Annotated in this window: 18 protein-coding genes and 2 pseudogenes; 12 read left to right on the forward strand and 8 right to left on the reverse strand. The window is 60.8% G+C overall.

Features of this window, described 5'->3' with window-relative positions; genetic code table 11:
• Nucleotides 1-460 (reverse strand): annotated as a pseudogene (locus ATY79_RS09845) (transposase); the annotation flags it as partial.
• A 166-nt stretch (nt 461-626) separates the two neighbouring features.
• Between ATY79_RS09845 and ATY79_RS09850 the strand changes: the two are divergent.
• The 4 genes from ATY79_RS09850 (at nt 627) to ATY79_RS09865 (ending at nt 4,619) form a co-directional block, all read left to right on the forward strand.
• The gene (locus tag ATY79_RS09850; protein WP_088692245.1) at nt 627-1,175 is read left to right on the forward strand and encodes an HdeD family acid-resistance protein; all 549 of its coding nucleotides are present in this window, start codon (nt 627-629) and stop codon (nt 1,173-1,175) included.
• A 184-nt stretch (nt 1,176-1,359) separates the two neighbouring features.
• The gene (locus ATY79_RS09855) at nt 1,360-1,602 is read left to right on the forward strand and encodes a type II toxin-antitoxin system ParD family antitoxin (protein ID WP_088692246.1); all 243 of its coding nucleotides are present in this window, start codon (nt 1,360-1,362) and stop codon (nt 1,600-1,602) included.
• Between the two features lie 137 nt (nt 1,603-1,739).
• A complete protein-coding gene (locus tag ATY79_RS09860; protein WP_088692247.1) occupies nt 1,740-3,545 on the forward strand; it encodes a GGDEF domain-containing protein in 1,806 nt (601 codons plus the stop codon).
• Nucleotides 3,546-3,623: 78 nt separating this feature from the next.
• Entirely contained in the window at nt 3,624-4,619 is a 996-nt protein-coding gene (locus tag ATY79_RS09865; protein ID WP_088703734.1) for an NAD(P)H-quinone oxidoreductase, read from the forward strand.
• Nucleotides 4,620-4,631: 12 nt separating this feature from the next.
• Here the strand turns inward: ATY79_RS09865 and ATY79_RS09870 are convergent, their stop codons facing one another.
• Together ATY79_RS09870 and ATY79_RS09875 are read right to left on the reverse strand one after the other, a co-directional pair.
• The gene (locus tag ATY79_RS09870) at nt 4,632-5,846 is read right to left on the reverse strand and encodes an MFS transporter (protein WP_088692249.1); all 1,215 of its coding nucleotides are present in this window, start codon (nt 5,844-5,846) and stop codon (nt 4,632-4,634) included.
• A 207-nt stretch (nt 5,847-6,053) separates the two neighbouring features.
• A complete protein-coding gene (locus ATY79_RS09875; protein WP_088703735.1) occupies nt 6,054-7,487 on the reverse strand; it encodes an MFS transporter in 1,434 nt (477 codons plus the stop codon).
• 105 nt (nt 7,488-7,592) lie between these two features.
• Between ATY79_RS09875 and ATY79_RS09880 the strand changes: the two genes are divergently transcribed.
• The 3 genes from ATY79_RS09880 (at nt 7,593) to ATY79_RS09890 (ending at nt 10,207) form a co-directional block, all read left to right on the forward strand.
• The gene (locus ATY79_RS09880) at nt 7,593-8,213 is read left to right on the forward strand and encodes a MarR family transcriptional regulator (RefSeq protein ID WP_088703736.1); all 621 of its coding nucleotides are present in this window, start codon (nt 7,593-7,595) and stop codon (nt 8,211-8,213) included.
• A 97-nt stretch (nt 8,214-8,310) separates the two neighbouring features.
• Nucleotides 8,311-9,318, forward strand: a complete 1,008-nt coding sequence (locus tag ATY79_RS09885) for an asparaginase (protein WP_088703737.1) — start codon at nt 8,311-8,313, stop codon at nt 9,316-9,318.
• Between the two features lie 139 nt (nt 9,319-9,457).
• On the forward strand, nt 9,458-10,207 hold the full coding sequence (locus tag ATY79_RS09890) for a hypothetical protein (protein ID WP_088703738.1): 750 nt from the start codon (nt 9,458-9,460) through the stop codon (nt 10,205-10,207).
• Here ATY79_RS09890 and ATY79_RS09895 read toward each other — a convergent pair.
• A complete protein-coding gene (locus ATY79_RS09895; RefSeq protein ID WP_088692370.1) occupies nt 10,182-10,937 on the reverse strand; it encodes a DeoR/GlpR family DNA-binding transcription regulator in 756 nt (251 codons plus the stop codon). The genes ATY79_RS09890 and ATY79_RS09895 overlap by 26 nt on opposite strands.
• Nucleotides 10,938-11,058: 121 nt before the next feature.
• On the opposite strand from ATY79_RS09895, the gene ATY79_RS09900 reads away from it, so the two are divergent.
• On the forward strand, nt 11,059-11,415 hold the full coding sequence (locus tag ATY79_RS09900) for a DUF4406 domain-containing protein (RefSeq protein ID WP_088692371.1): 357 nt from the start codon (nt 11,059-11,061) through the stop codon (nt 11,413-11,415).
• A gap of 92 nt (nt 11,416-11,507) precedes the next feature.
• Entirely contained in the window at nt 11,508-12,125 is a 618-nt protein-coding gene (locus ATY79_RS09905; protein ID WP_088692254.1) for a glutathione S-transferase, read from the forward strand.
• A gap of 51 nt (nt 12,126-12,176) precedes the next feature.
• Here the strand turns inward: ATY79_RS09905 and ATY79_RS09910 are convergent.
• Both ATY79_RS09910 and ATY79_RS31375 read right to left on the reverse strand, forming a co-directional pair.
• Nucleotides 12,177-12,529: pseudogene (locus tag ATY79_RS09910) on the reverse strand (MmcQ/YjbR family DNA-binding protein).
• Nucleotides 12,530-12,578: 49 nt separating this feature from the next.
• Nucleotides 12,579-12,767 carry a hypothetical protein gene (locus ATY79_RS31375; RefSeq protein ID WP_088692256.1) on the reverse strand — a complete coding sequence of 63 codons (189 nt, stop codon included), beginning with the start codon at nt 12,765-12,767 and terminating at the stop codon, nt 12,579-12,581.
• Nucleotides 12,768-12,887: 120 nt separating this feature from the next.
• Here ATY79_RS31375 and ATY79_RS09920 point away from each other — a divergent pair, with 120 nt between their 5' ends.
• Nucleotides 12,888-13,784, forward strand: coding sequence for a LysR substrate-binding domain-containing protein (locus ATY79_RS09920; RefSeq protein WP_088703739.1), 897 nt, complete (start codon nt 12,888-12,890; stop codon nt 13,782-13,784).
• On the opposite strand, the gene ATY79_RS09925 is transcribed toward ATY79_RS09920, so the two are convergent.
• Together ATY79_RS09925 and ATY79_RS09930 are read right to left on the reverse strand one after the other, a co-directional pair.
• Nucleotides 13,785-14,444 (reverse strand): glutathione S-transferase family protein, encoded by a 660-nt coding sequence (locus ATY79_RS09925; protein ID WP_088703740.1) that lies wholly within the window; start codon nt 14,442-14,444, stop codon nt 13,785-13,787.
• Between the two features lie 99 nt (nt 14,445-14,543).
• Entirely contained in the window at nt 14,544-15,920 is a 1,377-nt protein-coding gene (locus ATY79_RS09930; protein WP_088703800.1) for a TIGR03808 family TAT-translocated repetitive protein, read from the reverse strand.
• Between the two features lie 121 nt (nt 15,921-16,041).
• Between ATY79_RS09930 and ATY79_RS09935 the strand changes: the two genes are divergently transcribed.
• Both ATY79_RS09935 and ATY79_RS09940 read left to right on the forward strand, forming a co-directional pair.
• Nucleotides 16,042-17,052, forward strand: a complete 1,011-nt coding sequence (locus tag ATY79_RS09935) for a ligase-associated DNA damage response exonuclease (protein ID WP_088692373.1) — start codon at nt 16,042-16,044, stop codon at nt 17,050-17,052.
• Nucleotides 17,052-18,680, forward strand: a complete 1,629-nt coding sequence (locus ATY79_RS09940; protein ID WP_088703741.1) for a cisplatin damage response ATP-dependent DNA ligase — start codon at nt 17,052-17,054, stop codon at nt 18,678-18,680. The genes ATY79_RS09935 and ATY79_RS09940 overlap by 1 nt, the downstream gene beginning before the upstream one ends.
• The last annotated feature ends 25 nt before the right edge of the window (nt 18,681-18,705 follow it).

The following is an 18,705-nucleotide window of genomic DNA, read 5'->3' on the forward strand; positions in this document are numbered from 1 at the left end:
CCCGCCCTGGTGATCCCGCCACGCTTGACCCGTTCGCCCGTTGCGTTTTCCGACGGTACAAGACCGAGATACGCCATCAACTGACGAGGATTGTCGAAACGGCGCACATCGCCGATTTCGACGACAGGTAACCGCCGTTATGAATGCAACGCCGCGCATCACTTGATAGGCGGCCACAACCGGGGCCATCGACCAGGATGCAGCAGACCACCACGCAGTCATGCCCAAGTTCGATGATCTGCCGGTAAAGACCGTAACCGGTCGGACCTGCCTCATAGCAGAAGTGAAGCTTGGTTCCACGCTTGGAAAGCTTGTTGACCATCGATGCAACCGATGGCGGCTCCGAGGAGATGGCGCCGAAAAATCGCACCTCGCCGTTGCGCTCACCATCTGCAACCGCCACTGAAATCTTCAGCTTCGACGTATCCAAGCCGATGAAAGTTACGCTATTCTCTTTCATGGTTCGCCCTCGCTTAAGCGTGGGGCTCGGCTCCGGCCTATCCAGAGCAATCCCCGAATTCAGCTTAGCGCGGGGGCGGGCCACCTTCACCCTTGGAACATAAGGTCTAACCCCTTCCAATTCCGTGTTTTTGCGGCATATTCTTGTAGCAACCAGGAGGTGTGCCATGGCAGACATGTCTGATCGACTAAGCTTTTCATCTCTGCAATCGAAATGGGGCTGGTTCGCCGTACTTGGCGCACTGCTGATCGTCTGCGGCCTGATCGCATTGGCGAACGTTGCGCTCGCGACCGTTGTGTCCGTCTACTATGTCGGAATACTGATGCTGATAGGCGGCATCGTCTATCTGGTTCACGCGTTTCAGGTGAGAACCTGGGGGCAGGTACTGGTTTGGGCCCTGAGCGGTGTTCTTTATGTGTTGGCCGGCTTTTTTGCCTTCGAGAATCCCCTTCTGGCATCGGCCGTGTTGACGCTGTTTCTTGCGATCGCCTTGCTGATCGCCGGCGTATTCCGCACCTGGGTCGGCTGGCGCATGCGTCCGGTCAGGGGGTGGGGCTGGGTTCTTGTCAGCGGGATCATTACCGCGCTGGCCGGGGTTGTGATTGCCACTGGATGGCCCGTCAACAGCCTCTGGGTCCTTGGCCTTTTCTTGGCCTGCGACCTTCTCATCCAGGGCTGGTCGATGCTTGCCTTCGGTCTGGCCGTCCGTCGCTGAGTTATGCCCGCAATTCACAGGCTCACATCACGGACTGTTTCCTTTTTGACAAGTATGTGAGTGGGGGCTAAAATTTCAGCACGAAGAGGCAGCCGAGGCGGCGGCGCGCGTCGGTTATGCCGTGGACGGATTAACCGTCCCCTGACCGGGCATACGTGCCCCACGAGGTAAAGGGAGGAATCTCATGCCGATGGTCACCGTATCCATTTCACCGTTGCAGGCTGCCGACATCCGGGCCGCCGTTGACAACGGGAGTTACGCATCGAGCAGCGAGGTCGTGCGCGAGGCCCTGCGCATGTGGGACGCCGCCCGCAAACTTGGCGGATACCACGAAGACATGTTCGATCAGGGCAGAGGCCCCCATGGCGGCCAGTGCGTCGCTGACATGTTCGCCGATCATGAGGCTGAGAACAGGCGTACAGCCTGACCAAGCCATTGATTGATCGATAAAATTCGATCGAAAAAGGCCGGGCTTTCACAAAAATTTCACATTCGGGAAAGGGTTCGTTGATCCTTCTCCGCCAGTCTCCCTGCGAAAAACAATAAGACACAGTGGAGATTGGCATGTCTTTGGCTGCCACCGTCGATCCGGCCCTTGTTCGGCGTTATGCAAGCGACCAGATCGTAACGCTTGCAAAGCTCGTTATCGAAAATGCCTTTCAGCCTATCGTCGAGGCAGGAACAGGCGTTGCATTCGGCTATGAATCGCTGATGCGCGGGCAGGAACGCATCGGTTTCGGTTCCCCCGCCGAGATTCTGGATGAGGCGTACAAGAACCACCAGTTGCTACAACTGGAGCAGATGGTGGCAAGCCGCGCGCTTGCGAAGTTCGCCACGCTCCCGCACTTCTCGAGTTCGACGCTGTTCCTCAATCTCGATGTCCGGTTGATTCCGCATGGCGAACGGCTGGTGGAGGGTCTGCTACAGCATTTGAAGCTTGCCAATATTCCTCCGTCGTCCATCTGCTTTGAGTTTTCCGAGCGTTTCGACAATACCAGCGTGCCGGAGTTTGCGGCGCTTGTATCGCTGCTCCGCAAGGCGGGCTTCAAATTGGCGATTGACGATTTCGGCGTCGGCCACGGCGAAATGAAGCTGCTCTGCGACCACCCGGTCGACTACCTGAAGATCGACCGCCATTTCATCGCCGATATCGACAGCAGCCCGCGCAAGCGCCACCTTCTGAAGAACATCGTCCACATCGCGCACGTCCTTGGCACTCGTGTCATCGCCGAGGGCATCGAGACGGAGGCGGAATTCGTTGCCTGCCGCGAGTTTGGCGTCGATCTCGTCCAGGGCTGGTTTATCTCGCGCCCGACGACCCATATGACCGAGTTGCAGCCGTCGTTTCCGCACCTTCTGGATCTCGGCAAGAGCAAGCGAAATCCGCAATCCCTCGACGAGATCCTCATCCGCAAGCAGATCGAGATGCTGCCGACGGTCTACGAGAACGACACCATCGACAGCGTCTTCGAGCTTTTCCGCCGCAATCCGCAGCAGGCGTTTTTCCCGGTGCTGAACGCGAACGGCGAGCCGCGCGGCATCCTGCACGAACGGCATCTTAAGGAATACATCTATCAGCCCTTCGGTCGCGATCTCCTCAAGAACAAGGTCTACGAGCGAACGATCTCGCACTTCGTCGAGATGGCGCCGATCGTCGGGCTTGATTCCGATACCGAGCAGCTGATGGCGATCTTCGCCAACATGGAAGGCACGAACTGCCTGCTTTTGACCGACAACATGCGCTATGCGGGCGTCGTCTCGGCCGCCTCGCTCATCAAGGTCATGAACGAGAAGAAGCTGAAGACCGCCCAGGACCAGAATCCGTTGACCGGGCTGCCGGGCAACAGGGCGATCCGCGATTTCATGCGCGAGTCGAGCCTTGATGGCGACGAGAAGCGTCACTTCTGCTACTGCGACTTCGACAACTTCAAGCCGTTCAACGATGCCTATGGCTTCCACCTCGGCGACCACGCGATCTCGCTCTTTGCAGCGTTGATGCGCCGCTATTTCTTCGCCGAGCGTCATTTCCTGGGGCATGTCGGCGGCGACGATTTCTTCATCGGCGTGCGTGGCTGGACCAAGGAGGAACTGACCGAAATTCTTGATCGCCTGATCAGCGATTTTCACGACGATGTGCTCGACCTCTATTCCGATGCGGATCGTGCCGCTGGCCGTATTCGGGGCCATGATCGCGCCGGCGTCGAGGCGCTGTTCCCGCTGATGCGCTGCTCGATCGGTGTGCTGGAACTGCCGGAAGGTCTCGTCATCGACGACATCAATCGCGTCAGCGCCGAAATCGCCCATATCAAGGCGGAGGCCAAGGAAAGCGAAGAAGGCTTGGTCTTCCACCTCCTGGGCGAGACCAATTGACGCCACCCGCTCTTCCTGCCTTCTCAACTCCGTAGCGCTGGACTATCTGACATGCTTTCGGAACGAGGAGACCGGATCATGTCCTTGCCCATGCAGATGCGCTTCATCGACCTGCCGAGCTTCGGCGCGCCTGAAGTGATGCGGATTGCCACCGGACCCTTGCCGATACCGGGGGAGGGCCAGCTCCTTGTTCGCACTGCGGCGATCGGCGTCAACCGGCCTGACGTCGCACAGCGTCAAGGAACTTATCCCCCGCCAAAGGACGCGAGCCCGGTTCTCGGCCTCGAAATGGCAGGCGAGGTCGTCGCCATCGGCCAGGGCGTCAGGGATTTCGCCGTCGGCGACAATGTGTGCGGGCTGACCAACGGCGGCGCCTATGCCGAATATTGCCTGCTGCCCGCCGGCCAGGCTCTGCGCTTCCCAAAGGGTTATGACGCCGTCAAAGCTGCGGCACTTCCGGAAAACTACTTCACGGTCTGGGCCAATATGTTCCAGATGGCAGGGCTGACCGAGGGCGAAAAGGTTCTCGTGCATGGCGGCTCGAGTGGTATCGGGACGACGGCCATCCAGCTCGCGCGGGCCTTCGGCGCCGAGGTCTACGCAACGGCCGGTTCGCAGGAGAAATGCGATGCTTGCGTCAAGCTCGGCGCAAAGCGGGCCATCAACTACAAGACAGAGGATTTTGCGGAGGTCATCAAGGCCGAGACCGGTCATGGTGTCGATATCATCCTCGACATGATCGGCGCTGCCTACTTTGAACGGAACGTGGCGTCGCTTGCGAAGGACGGCTGCCTCTCGATCATCGCCTTTCTCGGCGGGGCCGTCGCGGAGAAGGTCAATCTGGCGCCGATCATGGTCAAACGGCTGACGATCACCGGCTCTACGCTGCGCCCGCGCACTGCGGAGGAAAAGCGCGCGATCCGCGACGATCTCCTTTCCCAGGTCTGGCCACTTCTCGATGAAGGCAAGCTTACGCCTGTTATCGATACCGTTGCTGCTTTCGAAGACGTCGCCGACGCGCATCGGCTGATGGAAACGAGCGGTCACATCGGCAAGATCATGCTGCGGCTCTAACCTTGAACGGCTCTAGGCCGGCTGCCGAACCGGTCGGGGAGCTCGCTCAAGGAACAGCAGGAGGCCAACCGAAGCGAGACCGACGGCAGCGGCAAGCAGTGCTGTGCCTGAATATCCCGTAGAAGCGGTCCCGGCTGCGAAGATCGATGCACTGATGCCGTTGGCGATGAACGTGTTGACCGAGACCAGTGAACTACCGAGTCCCGGGCGATCGGCAATCAGATCCTGCAGGTAGGTGATCGGCACGCTGAGGATGGCTGCAGCGCCGCTGGCGTTGATCAGCACGAGGGCATAGATCTGCCAGGGCGCCGAGGCAAAGCTCAGCAATGTCAGATAGAGACAATAGATCAGTGCTCCCAGGGCAAGCACGTGCACGCTGCGGAAGCGGCGCTGCAGCGCGCCCCACATCAGCATGAACGGCATTTCCAGGAAGGCGACGAGGCCGGCCATGAAACCGACATCGATCACCGTGCCGCCCGCGGCATTGGTGATGATCAGCGGCGACACGACACTGTTCAACCGCTGCAGGCCGAGCAGCAGCGCCATGAGGCAGACCCTCACCAGCACATGGGGGGAAAAGATTCTGCCGAGCGATGAGAAGAAGCCGATATTCAGCGAAGGGGAGGCTTCGCCCGCCGGCGCGGGCTTGGCCACGAACAGGTAGAGGCAAAAGCAGGTCAGGCTTGCGAGAGCTGCGATGCCGTAGGCCGGCGTCATCGATTGCGAATTGATGAGGTACAGGCCGATCAGGCCGGGTGCCAGTGCCCAGGAGCCCGAGAACAGCGCGCGAACCGTGGATGTGATCGCCGCCGCCCTTCCGCGGTCCATCGTGTTCGTCGTTGCGCGGATGCTGGCAAACAGGATTGAATAGGTGGAATTGCTGATGGGGATCAGCACCAGTATGCCGAAGATGAAGGCGCCGGCGGTGCGGAACTCGTAGATCATTCCGAAGCCGAGCATGCCGCTTACCGACAGCGCCAGCACCAGCGGGCGGCGATCGTTGAGCCTGTCGGACCAGATGCCGAGCGTCAGGCTGGTCGCGACGTTCACGAGCGCCGCAACGAAGATCAGCCCGGAATAGGTGCGGTCGGACAGACCGAGTTCGTTGATGCCGATGATCGATTGATAGGGCATCGTAGAGGCATAGGTGAAGGCGAGCGCAATCAGTGTCAGCGCTGGGACGCGGATTTGGCGATCGCGGAGAATGGACGAAAAGGCGGATGGCATGGCGTGGTTCCCGATGCCCCTGACATAAACCAGTAGTGTGCTTTCGAAAAACGAGAGTTTGTGATGGCAGTTGTCAAATCACGTGATGGGTGGCCTCATGCCGTGATCGCTGTCGGTGGCTAAAAGCCGGGTCCGCCCGATCGCCCGCATGGAAACGAGCGGTCACATCGGCAGATCATGCTGCGTCTGTGACCGCTCGCACGTCGCTCACCGGGCCTGCCGTTCGGCGGGCGACGAGAGGGTTAAGGACGTCGTGACTGCAATCAGGCCGGGAAGAGCCATCAGCACGTAGAGCCAGTGCGCAGCCGAAACGCTGCCGGCTATGCCACCGGGGTTCACCAGCCCGGTGCTGTTGACGATCACGCCGGCAACGGCGGCGCCGAAGGCACTGCCGAGCGACTGTATCGTCGAGATCGCGGCCGAGGCCTTGTCCTGTTCGGAGTTGTCGACAAGGCTCAGAACCTTGGTCACTAGATGAGCCCAGCCGAGACCGACGCCGAAACCCATAAGGAACATGCCGATGGCGGCTGGGCCGAGAATGGCGAGATTGCTGGATTGATTATCCGTTGCGAGGAAGATCGTCAGGGACGCAACAGCAACCATTTCGATCAGGCAACCGGCGACGATCGCCCTGTTGGCGCGGCGTCCCGAGAGCGTTCCGCTGAAGAAGGCCGCAAAGGTCCAGCCGAGTGCGACGAGGGCGGTCAGATACCCCGATACCAGCGGCGTTACGGCATGCAGCACCTGCAGGAAATATGCTATGTAGATGTCGCTTGTCAGCACCAGAAGCAGCACGAACATCGTCAGGTAGACGCGGGCCACCGGCTTTGCGAGTATGACGGCGCCTGTCGGCAACAGACGGTTCTTGCCGCGCCGCTCGACGCTCAACATAAAAACGATCGTGACGATCGATGCCGCAATCAGCCATGCTTTGAAGCTTGTTTCGTCAATCGTTCCAGCAATGCTGACCAGCAGCACGGCCGCAAGCAGCAGGGCAATCTGCAGGATCGGCGTCTTGCCTTGGGCGCGGTCATCCTCGGCGCGCGGCAGGAGCCAAGGCGCGAGCGCCGCCATCAGCACACAGAGCGGAACAAGCAGTATGAAGGCTTGGCGCCACGCGCTGCCTTCGGAAAACAGGCCTCCGAGGCTGGGGCCGAGCAAGGTTGAGATACCCCATATGGCCGCATAAAGCGTTGACGCTTTCTGCCATAGTGGTTCGGGGTAGGCGAAGCGAATGAAGGCATAGGCAAGGCCGGCAAGAATGCCGGCGCCGAATCCCTGTGCCGTGCGTCCGGCGAGCACGAACGGCATCGCAGGGGCGAGCGCGCAGATCAGGCTGCCCGTGCCGAAGATGAGTGCGCCTGCGACGTAGACGCTCCGCAGCCCGATGCCTCGCGGGCGCATCGCGACGAAGATCGACCCCAGGACCGCCGCGGCAACGAAGAGTGTCGTCATCCATGACAGCAGTTCGAGCCCGCCGATGTCGCGCACGATTGACGGCGCGATTGTCGCCGTGATGTAGGTCTCGACGGCGTAGAGGGTGACGCCGCCGCCGAGCATGAGGGTCGCGGGCAGCAGCGGCGCGGAAAACAGATGAAAGACGGAGGGCCTGTCTGCGGAAATCTCTTCAATGCCGATCATAGGTCATGCCTTGTGTGTTTCCTGGGTATGTATTATTTTTACAAGTTATTGTTTGGAAAAATACACGGCCATGCTATTAAAGCAAGCATTAACTTGGAAAAATAAATGAGACTGTCGCCTGCCAACCGAATCCTGCTGTTAATCAAGACCGAAGGACCTCAGCTTGCCGCGACGGTGGGCTCAAAGCTCGCCATTTCCTCGGAAGCCGCCCGTCAGCAATTGACGAAGATGGCGGAGGAGGGGCTGGTCGAAGCGATGAGCGAAAGCGCGGCAGGCAGGGGGAGGCCGCGACAGCTCTGGAACCTGACGGCTGCCGGCAACCAAACCTTTCCCGATGGCCATGCCGAACTGACCGCCACGATCCTGAGTACGCTGGTCGCGCAGCTGGGGACGCCGGCCCTGGATGCCGTCATTTCGGCCCGCGAAGCAGACACCCTCAAGCGCTATCGTCAAGAAGTCGACGCGGCGGACATCCAATCCCGCGTGCGGCAGCTTGCGGCCGTTCGCAGCAGCGAAGGATATATGGCCGACTGCTGGGAGGAGGCGGACGGCTCGCTGCTGCTCGTCGAAAACCATTGCCCGATCTGTGCCGCGGCAAGCATTTGTGCCGGCTTCTGCCGCTCCGAGCTCGAGACCTTTCGAGCCGTGCTCGGCGCCAAAGTCGAGCGCGAAGAGCATATCTTGCTTGGTGCCCGTCGCTGCGCCTACCGCATCACGCCGCCTTGACTGGCATCGGCGCGGTGCTGAGCCTTTAAAAGACAATTGCTTTATCGACGCGACTCGCTATGCGTGAGGCATCTGCGTACACGATCAGGATTAAGCCATGACCAATCCCGTCACCGTCGAAGTCACACGAGGCTCGCTCGTTGAAAGCCGGCATCGCGGCGCGGTCGTCGCCGTCGATGGTGATGGAAAGATCGTGTTCTCGATCGGCGATATCGACGCGCCAACCTTCCCGCGTTCTGCCTGCAAGGCCATGCAAGCGCTGCCGCTGATGGAAAGCGGCGCGGCGGATGCCTATGGCTTCGGCGACAAGGAACTGGCGCTCGCCTGCTCCTCGCACAATGGCGAGGACGAGCATGTGGCGCTCGCCGCCGCCATGCTGGCAAAAGCCGGGCGTGACGTCGAAACGCTCGAATGCGGGGCGCATTGGTCCTCCAGCCAGAAGGTGCTGATCCACCAGGCGCGCACGATCGGGAAGCCAACTGCCCTGCACAACAACTGCTCGGGCAAGCATGCCGGCTTTGTCTGCGCTTGCTGCCATCAGGGCGTCGATCCGAAGGGATATGTCGGCTACCACCATCCGCTGCAGGCCGAAATCCGTGGCGTCATGGAAAGCCTGACCGGCGCGGCGCTCGGCCGTGACAATTGCGGCACGGATGGCTGCTCCATCCCGACCTATGCGGTTCCTCTGCGCGGCTTGGCGCATGGGTTTGCCAAGATGGCGACCGGTCACGGCCTCGAGCCGCTTCGCGCCAAGGCTTCCCGGCGGCTCTTCGATGCCTGCATGGCAGAGCCTTTCTATGTGGCCGGAACCGGCCGCGCTTGCACCGAGCTGATGGAGGTGGCTCCGGGCCGCATCTTCGCCAAAACAGGTGCCGAGGGTGTCTTCTGCGCGGCCATTCCCGAGCAGGGAATTGCGATCGCCATCAAGTGCGACGACGGCCATTCGCGTGCCTCGGAGGCGATGGTTGCGGCTGCGCTGAGTCGTTTCTTCGGCAAGGACGATCCGATTCGCGCGAACTTGACCGTGATGGCGACCGTCCAGATGCACAATTGGAACGGTATTCATGTCGGCGACATTCGCGCGACGGCTGCGTTGACGGCATAAGCCGTTCCGGAACGGGACAGTCTCGCCGCAGGAACAGAAATTGCTAATGTATGTGAAACTACAGCCCACGAGAACGGATGCGGTTTTCCTAGGCTGAGTTACCCTTCGCCCAGTACATCGAACGCCATGAGGGCAGGATATGTTTGCGGGCCGCTATCTTTGGTGGATGCTGATCGCCATCGCGATCTTCCTCTTCTTCACCATGTGTTTCGATTACGTGACCTGGCTGACGGTCGTTTCGTCGGGCTGCACCCGCATCGCCGGCTCTTGCGGACCGATCGTCGTCACCATGACCGGGTCGATGAAACCGTCGGGCGTCTATCTCGCGGGCGGCATCATCCTCGTCGTTACCCTTGCCCGCATCCATTATCTGTCGATGAGCTGGATGTGGGGCGTTATCGCTGCAATCTGGTTCGTCGCATCGGCGCCGTTTCCACTGCTGCTCGCCAATGGTTGGACCGGCCAGTTGAAGCCGGAAGCCGTTCTCGACGGGCTGCCCGTGGCGTTCCTGTTCTTCGTGGCTTTCTGCGCCTATATCGGCTGGTCGTTCGAAGAGAGTGGCGCGCGGCCACTCGGCGGGTGGCGCCTGCTGCGAGCGACCATTTCCGTCGCTGCCGTCTATGGCGCGCTGCTGGCGCTGTCGGAGGCGCCTGCCTTCGCGACCATTCCGGGCCGTATGCTCGGGGAGGTGCGGCTTACCACGTCGATCGCGGCGTTGCAGCCCGGACTGCATGATCTCCTGACACTCGGGATGGACCGGGACACCTTCGCCTACATTGTCCTGGCAGTCTTTGTTGCCGGACTTGCCCTAAGCCTGTTGCCGCAGAACCTGGAGGAACTGAAGGCGCGCCTCATCCAGCCGTTCATGCTTCGAGGATCTCGGCCGTAAGGTTGCGGTAGGGGTCGATGGTAGTGGCGGCGACGTCTGCCGTGACAATGATCCCTGATACGCCTGAGATCGGCAGCACTTGGCACGGGGAGACGCGGTCGAACTTTTCCTGCGTTAGCGGCACGTAGGTTTCGGCTGCGCAGGATGCTATGTGCCGCTTGATGGCCGCTTCCTCGAAATCGCCCGTCGACAACCCATGCACCGGATGGGCAGCCGTCGCTCCGAGAAAGAAGATGTCTGGTCGAAGCTGCGAGATCGCGGCCATGGCAACGGACCCGACCGCCACCATCGAGTGCTTGTAGAGCTTGCCGCCGATGAGGATCACGCTGGCCGTCGGGTGGTGTTCGAACTCCGCGGCAATCGTCGGGCTATGTGTCGCGACTGAAAACGCAAAGTCGCGTGGCAGGTGCCGTGTGATCTCCGCTGTCGTCGTACCGCCATCCAGAAAGATCAGTTGGCCCGGCCGCACGAGTGAGGCTGCCTTCCTTCCGAGCCGCGCCTTCTCTTCGGAAGACACACCCTTTCGAGTCGAGAAGTCCGGCAGGTCAGGCGCAACGGGCATCGCCCCGCCGTGCACACGCTTCAACAATCCCTCCGCCGCCATCTCTCTGAGGTCGCGACGGATCGTGTCCTCCGACAGCGAGAAATCTTCGGCGATGCGTTTGGCAATCACCTGGCCGTCCCGCCTGAGAATGTCGAGGATCAACGATTTGCGCTGGCTTGTAAGCATGGCCCTCATTCGATCTGTGCACGAATTATCGTGATACTGCACGAAATGATTCGACATTCAAGAAATATCGTGCAGATATCGGATATCTCGTGCATGAAGCCGAGGGAAATGGAGCTTGATCATGTTGATTCTGATTGCCGGGCCCTACAGGTCGGGAACCGGGGACGACCCGGCAAAAATGGCGGCCAACCTGCAGCGGCTGGAGCAGCCCTCGCACAGGCTGTTCAAAGCGGGCCATGTGCCGATGATTGGAGAATGGGTGGCTCTGCCGGTGTGGAACGCCGCCGGCGGAAAGACCGTTGGCGATGATCTCTACGAGGAGATATTCCATCCCGTTGCTGGCCGGCTGCTACAGCTTTGCGATGGGGTGCTTCGGCTTGAGGGAGAATCCAAGGGCGCTGACAACGATGTGCGGATCGCGCGTGAACGCGGCATTCCAGTCTGGCATCGGATCGAAGATGTTCCAGACAGTGCCTGAAGCAGCTTGATTTTGAGAGGCCGGCTTGCCGGCCTCGATCTGTGCGTTTGCGGATCGCCGCGCTATAAAGTCAGCATCGAAGGGAGTCGATCATGCTGACATTGTATTTCGCGCCGCATACCTGTGCGCTCGCAAGCCTCATCGCACTGGAAGAGTCTGGGCTGCCGTTCAAGACGAAGAAGCTGAATTTTGCCACAGCGGAGCAGCGTTCTCCAGAATATCTGGCGGTCAATCCCAAGGGCAGGGTTCCGGCACTGCTAACGGATCGCGGCATTGTCACCGAAACGCCGGCGATCCTCGCCTACATCGCGCAGGTCGCGCCGGCCGCGCAGCTGGCGCCGCTCGATCCCTTCGAGTTCGCCCGGATGCAGGCGTTCAACAATTACCTGTGTTCGACCGTGCATGTGAACCACGCGCATGGCCGCCGCGGTAGCCGTTGGGCGGATGATCCGACAGCTCACGAAGCGATGAAGGCGAAGGTGCCGCAGACGATGGCCGAGTGCTTCGAACTCATCGATGCGCAGATGCTGGAAGGTCCGTGGGTGATGGGCGAGTATTACTCGGTCGCCGATCCCTATCTCTTCGTCATGACTGGCTGGCTTCGGCCAGACGGCGTCGATCCGGCTCGCTTCAGAAAGGCGACCGCACATTACGCCCAGATGATGGAACGGCCGGCCGTGCAACGAGCATTGGAGCGCGAGCAGGCCTAACAAGCGGTTCCAGATCCCGAGCACCGCCGGAGGCAAGTGCCGGGCGATGCGCTAGCCCTGAAAACTAGCGGCAAGTCTCTTTGGCGCACGGAACCGCCATGCGCTGATCAGCCGTTCCTTCAGTTCGGCGTCGCTGATCATGGCGGCATGCAGGGGCATATATGGCCAGCCGATATAGTGGGGTGTCTGATAGTAGATGTCAGGCGCCATCTCGATTAGCCGCTCCTTGCGTCAATCGCGATGGAAAGCACGATGGTCTCGTTGTTCTTGACAGCCACGAAGGATTTCCCGCCGACCTTCAGCGCCGGGTTGCCGTAGGATGTGCTTTCCTAGACATCAGGCAGATTGGCTTCCGAGGAAAGACGCTTGAGGCGCGCATATATCGTGTCGACACTGTCGGTCATTTCGGTTCGCTCGAATGACAGCTCACTCAAACTAACAGATTTCTGAGCGTCATGCGCATCTTGCGAGCGGTTGCCGTTCGGGCGTTTGCGCGCCTGGTCGCGGGCCGAGCGGCAGGTCGGCTAACGCCGTCGGTGACATCCGTGCCAGGTCAGGATGGTACAACGGATCTCGCTTGATATCCGCGCTGTATGGCGGCACTACTGTCTCGACGCTCAGGAAAAACTTCAGGATTTGCATGGCGTGCCTCGCTTCCTTCCAGGGTGGCGAACGGAGCATCTGCTCAACACAGCCTGATTATTGCGGCCACCCGGGCACGTTTCAATTGAGATTACCATCATATCAGTATAGAAAAACTATATGCGAAACTTGAACTCGGTTCACCTGAATGGATTGCGCGCGCTCGAGGCAGTAGGCCGGCTCGGCTCCCTGCAGGCCGCGGCCGAGGAACTCGGGGTCTCGATCGGCGCCGTCAGCCAGCAGGTCATCAAAGCCGAAGCACAACTCGATCACGTGATTTTCGAGCGCACGCCGAAGGGCATGGTCGCGACGGAGGCAGGCGCGCGCCTCCTGGTCGGTTTGACCGAGGGTTTCAACGCGCTGTCACAGGCCGTCGCGACGACACAGCGGCGCGACGACGGTATCCTGACGATCTCGGTTGCGCCGGTCTTTGCCGCGCGCTGGCTCGTCTATCGGCTCGATCGCTTTGCCGAGCGGCACTCTGAAATCAGCCTGCGGATGGATGCCACCACCCGGCTCGTCAATCCGGCGCTCTGCGACGTCGATGTCGGCATCCGGGTTGGCAGCGGGCAGTGGCCCGACGTGAAGGCGGAGTTGTTGCTTCAGCAGGAAGTCTTTCCGGTCTGCTCGCCCGCCATGGCGGCGCGCCTGCGCGAGCCCGCCGATATCCTGTCGCTGCCGGCCGTGATCGACGGCCGCGCGATGTTTAGCTGGGAAGTCTGGATGCGTGAGGTCGGCCTCTCGGGTTCCACGCTCGAGACGCGTCACGTCTTCAATGACGCCTCGCTCTGCCTTGATGCGGCGATTGCAGGGCAGGGCGTCATGCTCGCCTGGCAGACGCTGGCGGGCTTTGCTCTGCAGCAGGGCCAGTTGGTTGCGCCTTTCGGCATTCGCGCGAAAACCGGTTTCGGCCACTATTTCGTGACGGCCGAAGGCGCGCGCGAACCCAAGAAGGTGAAGGATTTCAAGGCCTGGATCCGCGAGGAAATGGCCGGTACCCTCAAGCTCTTTCCCTGATCAGACCGGTTCCTGCGAACGCGTCGCCTGCATCGCAATATAGGCTGGGCGGGACTGGCAACGTTTGATCCAGGCGCTGATATTCGGATGGGCGTCGAACAGTGCCTGTTCCGTCTGGGCGTAGCGAAGCACCTCCGCGATGTTGAGGTCGGCGGCCGTAAAGCGGTTGCCGACCACGTATTCGTTCGTCGCAAGGTGCCTCTCCAGCGTCGCGAATGGCTTTTTCAGCGAACGCACCGCAACACTGATCGTCGCCTTGCCCTCATCGCTGTCCTGCTTCTCGTCGTCATAGACGTAAACGATCTTCACCGTATGCGGTTCTACCTCGGTTGCTGCCCAGATGGTCCACATGGTCATCAAACCGTCTTCTTCGACGGTTTGGCCGGCGAGAGGCCCGCCATGCTTACGTGCGAGATAAAGCGTGATGGCAAGCGACTCGTGTATCACGAGGTCGCCGTCCTTGATGCTCGGGATCAGCGCCATCGGATTGATTGCCAGGAAATCCGGCGACAGCGTATTGATAGGTGCATCGGCGGCAAGCGGATTGGCAAGTCGCCGGGCCTGGATGACCCGCACCGAGTCGAATTCCAGCCCCAGCTCCTCAGCCATCCAGTAAACGCGCGAGGCGCGCGAGCGATAGACTCCATAGATCGTCAGCATGTCGATATCCCCCTTAATTCGCTGGCTGCAGGGTAGGAGCGGAAACGTCTTGACGGAAGCCGCCGAGCCTTATGAATCGATGAAAGCTTTTGATGTTTCTCAGGAGATGCGGTTGCGCTCGATCGTCAATTGAGGATAGCGCGAGGAGTCCGTCGCCGCCAGTTCACCCGACACCTTCTTGTCCCATTCGAAACCGAGGACGGCGCCGCCGGACGTTTCCTGAAACACATTGTCGGTGATGACCGCCGTTCCGGCATCCTCCGCCACCGAGACCGCACAGCCGACCGGCGCCTTGCGGATGATGTTTCCGGTCACGACGAGGTTGCGCAGATAGGGACCCCAGCCGAGCTGCATGCCCCATCGTGGTGCACCTTCGATAATGTTGCCGGTGACCAGCGTATCCGCCTCGGCGGCAATGCCTATACCGAAGCCGACCTCATGCTCGTAGGGGCCTTTGAGCGTCAGGTTGCGCACCACATTGCCGGTCACGCTGGCCAACCTGCCGCCCTGGTCGAAGTTGGCGATCGAGATGCCGTTTGCCGCGCCGTCCACGATGTTGTTGGAGACAACGGCGCCCACAAACTCGAACTCGACATAGATCGCCGTCTCGCCCGAGCGTCGGCACTGGTTGCCGGTGATCTGGACATCGGACGCCGAATTGGCGCGGATTGCGGTGAAAGCGCAATCGGAAATGTGGTTGTTCGCCACCATCACGTTGTCGGCGCGGAAGATGTTGATGCCGTTGCCGTTCTGGCCGGTGCCGCCGTCATTGGCCTTGATCCGGTAGACGCGGTTGCCGCTGACGACGCTGCTATCAGCCGCCTTCTTCCAGCGATGCACGAGAATGCCGCCATTGCCGCAGTCGAAGACTTCGTTGCCGGTGATCGAGAGCCCGTCGGATTCGACGGCATAGATGCCGGACTGGCCCGCACCTGATATGCGGCTGCGCTCGATCCGACCGCCGCATCGCTCCAGCTGCAGGGCATGCTTGCGGCTGCCGCCGATCTCGCAATTGTCGATCATCACCTCGTCGACGCCGGTAAATTGCAACAGCGCGCCGGCGTAGTCGCCGAGCCAACGGTTCTGGCCGTCGATGGCTATGTTCGACAGCTCGACACGCTTGATATTGTCAGCGCTAAAGAGGTGGCCGTCGCCGGTGTAGATGATACGCGACGCTCCCGGTACGCCTGTTATCCGCGTATTCTCCGGCAGCACGAGATTGGAAACCTTGTAGGTGCCGGGCGGCAGGAAAACCGGCACGTTTTCCGCTGCGGCCTGATCGATCATCTTCTGCAGGCCGACGCTCTTGCGGTCGGCCGCGCCGGGCGTCGTCTTGTATTCGACCGCGTCGATCGCTCCACGCAGATCGCCTTCGCGTGTTGCCGCCAAGCTGCGGGAAGCGATCAGCGCGAGGGCCGATGCTCCCGCAAGGCGGAAGAGGTCGCGGCGCGAAGATGTTAACGAAGTTTTCCTCATTGCCATCATTCTTGCAGGAAACGTGCCAGTGGGCTTGTTTCATTTTGGTACAGGCAAGCATCTCCCGGCCGCGTCACGCATGCCACTGGCCCTTCCATTCTTTCCCGCTATCTTTGCAGGCATGAGACCAGACGCCTTGCTCTATCCCGCCCCCGAAGGGCTCTATTGTCCCGAGGGAGGATTCTATGTGGATCCCGTGCGGCCGGTCGAGCGCGCCCTGATCACCCACGGCCATTCCGATCACGCGCGGCCCGGCCATGCAAACGTGCTCGCGACGCGCCAGACGCTCGACATCATGCAAATCCGCTATGGCGACGGCTTCTGCGGAAGCGAGCAGGCTGCCGCCTTCGGCGAAGAGATCCTGATCAACGGCGTGAAGGTCAGCTTTCATCCTGCCGGCCATGTGCTCGGTTCGGCGCAGATCGCGATCGAGAAGAGTGGTACGCGCATCGTCGTCTCGGGTGATTACAAGCGGCGCGCAGACCCGACATGCGCGGCCTACGTTCCGGTGCCCTGCGACGTCTTCATCACCGAGGCGACCTTCGGGCTACCGGTCTTCCACCATCCCGATCCGGTCGATGAAATGGGCAAGCTCTACGCCTCGCTGCGGCAGTTTCCGGAGCGCACGCATCTGATCGGCGCCTATGCGCTCGGCAAGGCGCAGCGCGTGATCCGCCTGTTGCGCGATACCGGCTACGACCAGCCGATCTATATCCACGGCGCGATGGAACGGCTCTGCGACTACTACATGGAGCAGGGCATCGATCTTGGTGAGTTTCGCCCGGCGACAATCGAGAGCCGCGACAAGTCCGCCTTCAAGGGAGCCATTGTCGTCGGCCCGTCCTCGGCCTTTGCCGATCGCTGGGCACGACGCTTCAACGAGCCTTTGCCGGCATTTGCGTCGGGCTGGATGATGGTGCGTCAGCGCGCCAAGCAGCAGGGCGTCGAACTGCCGCTGGTCATCTCCGATCATTGCGACTGGCCGGAACTGACCGAGACGATCGGCGACCTGCGCCCCGAGGAAGTGTGGGTGACGCACGGTCGCGAGGAGGCGCTGGTCCGCTGGTGCCAGCTGCAAGGCATCAAGGCCCGGCCGCTCCATCTGGTCGGCTATGAAGACGAGGCCGACTGATGAAAGCATTCGCCGACCTTCTCGATCGCCTCGTGCTCACCCCCAGCCGCAACGGCAAGCTGAAACTGCTTACCGATTATTTCCGCGACACCCCGGACCCGGATCGCGGCTACGGTCTTGCCGCCATCGCCGGCACGCTTGAAGTGCGCAACGTCAAGCCGGCTATGCTGCGCGAGCTGGTGCTGGAGCGGATGGACGAGGTGCTCTTCCGCTATTCCTACGATTATGTCGGCGATCTGGCGGAAACGATCTCCCTTGTCTGGGACGCCGAGAAAGACATCGAACGGCCGGCGCTTGCCCAGCCTCGGCTTGGTGATGTCGTCAGAGAGATGAACGCGCTCGGGCGCACCGAGGTCCGCAGCTTCGTGCGCGACTTGCTCGATCGGCTGGATACGTCAGGTCGTTTCGCCTTCATCAAGCTCGCGACCGGGGCGCTCCGCATCGGTGTGTCCTCGCGATTGGCGAAGCAGGCGCTCGCCGATATGGGTGGCCGCGACGTGACCGAAATCGAGACGCTGTGGCATGGCCTGCAGCCTCCCTACGAAGCGTTGTTTCGCTGGCTGGAAGGGCAGGGTAACAAGCCGGTGCTGGCAACGCCCGCGATCTTTCATTCCGTCATGCTTGCCAATCCGGTCGAGGAGGGGGATCTCGATCAGCTCGATCCAGCCGAATATGCAGCAGAGTGGAAGTGGGACGGCATTCGCGTGCAGCTGTCGCGCTCCGGCGACACGCGCAAGATCTACTCGCGTTCCGGCGACGATATATCAGGCGCATTTCCCGATATCGTCGATTCGATCAGCTTCGACGGCGTGATGGACGGCGAGCTGCTTGTTGGCGGAACCACCCGCTCGAACAGCCCGACGCGTACCTTTTCCGATCTGCAGCAACGCCTGAACCGCAAGACGGTAACGACGAGGATGCTCGACGAGTATCCGGCTTTCATTCGTGCCTACGATCTGCTTTTCGATCGGGAGGAGGACGTGCGCGGTCGCTACTACGTCGATCGTCGTGAACGTCTTGCGGAGGTCATTGACCGTGCACCGCACGACCGCTTCGATCTTTCGCCTCTGGTCGAATTCTCTTCATGGGACCAACTGGATCAACTGCGGTCGTCACCGCCGGATCCTGTCATCGAGGGGGTGATGATCAAGCGCCGCGACAGCATCTATCAGGCGGGGCGCTTGAAGGGGCCGTGGTTCAAATGGAAGCGCAACCCTTACAACGTCGACGCCGTGCTGATGTATGCGCAGCGCGGCCATGGCAAGCGGTCGAGCTATTATTCGGATTTCACCTTCGGCGTCTGGACGGAGACACCGGAGGGAGAACAGCTGGTGCCTGTTGGCAAAGCCTATTTCGGCTTCACGGATGCCGAACTGGAACTGCTGGACAAGTTCGTTCGCAACAACACGACCGAGCGCTTTGGTCCGGTACGGGCCGTCAGGGCGGACAAGGATTTCGGCTTCGTCGTGGAAGTCGCCTTCGAAGGCATCAATCGCTCTACCCGCCACAAGTCGGGCGTGGCGATGCGCTTTCCGCGGATCTCCCGTCTGCGCCCCGATAAGCCGTCCTACGAGGCGGATCGCCTTCAGACGCTGGTCGCGATGATCGATGCCAAGGGCGATCAGTAGTTTTTCTGGCGCAAAACGCCGCAGG

The sequence above is a fragment of the Rhizobium sp. R693 genome (assembly GCF_002211315.1).
Classification (GTDB): Bacteria; Pseudomonadota; Alphaproteobacteria; order Rhizobiales; family Rhizobiaceae; genus Rhizobium.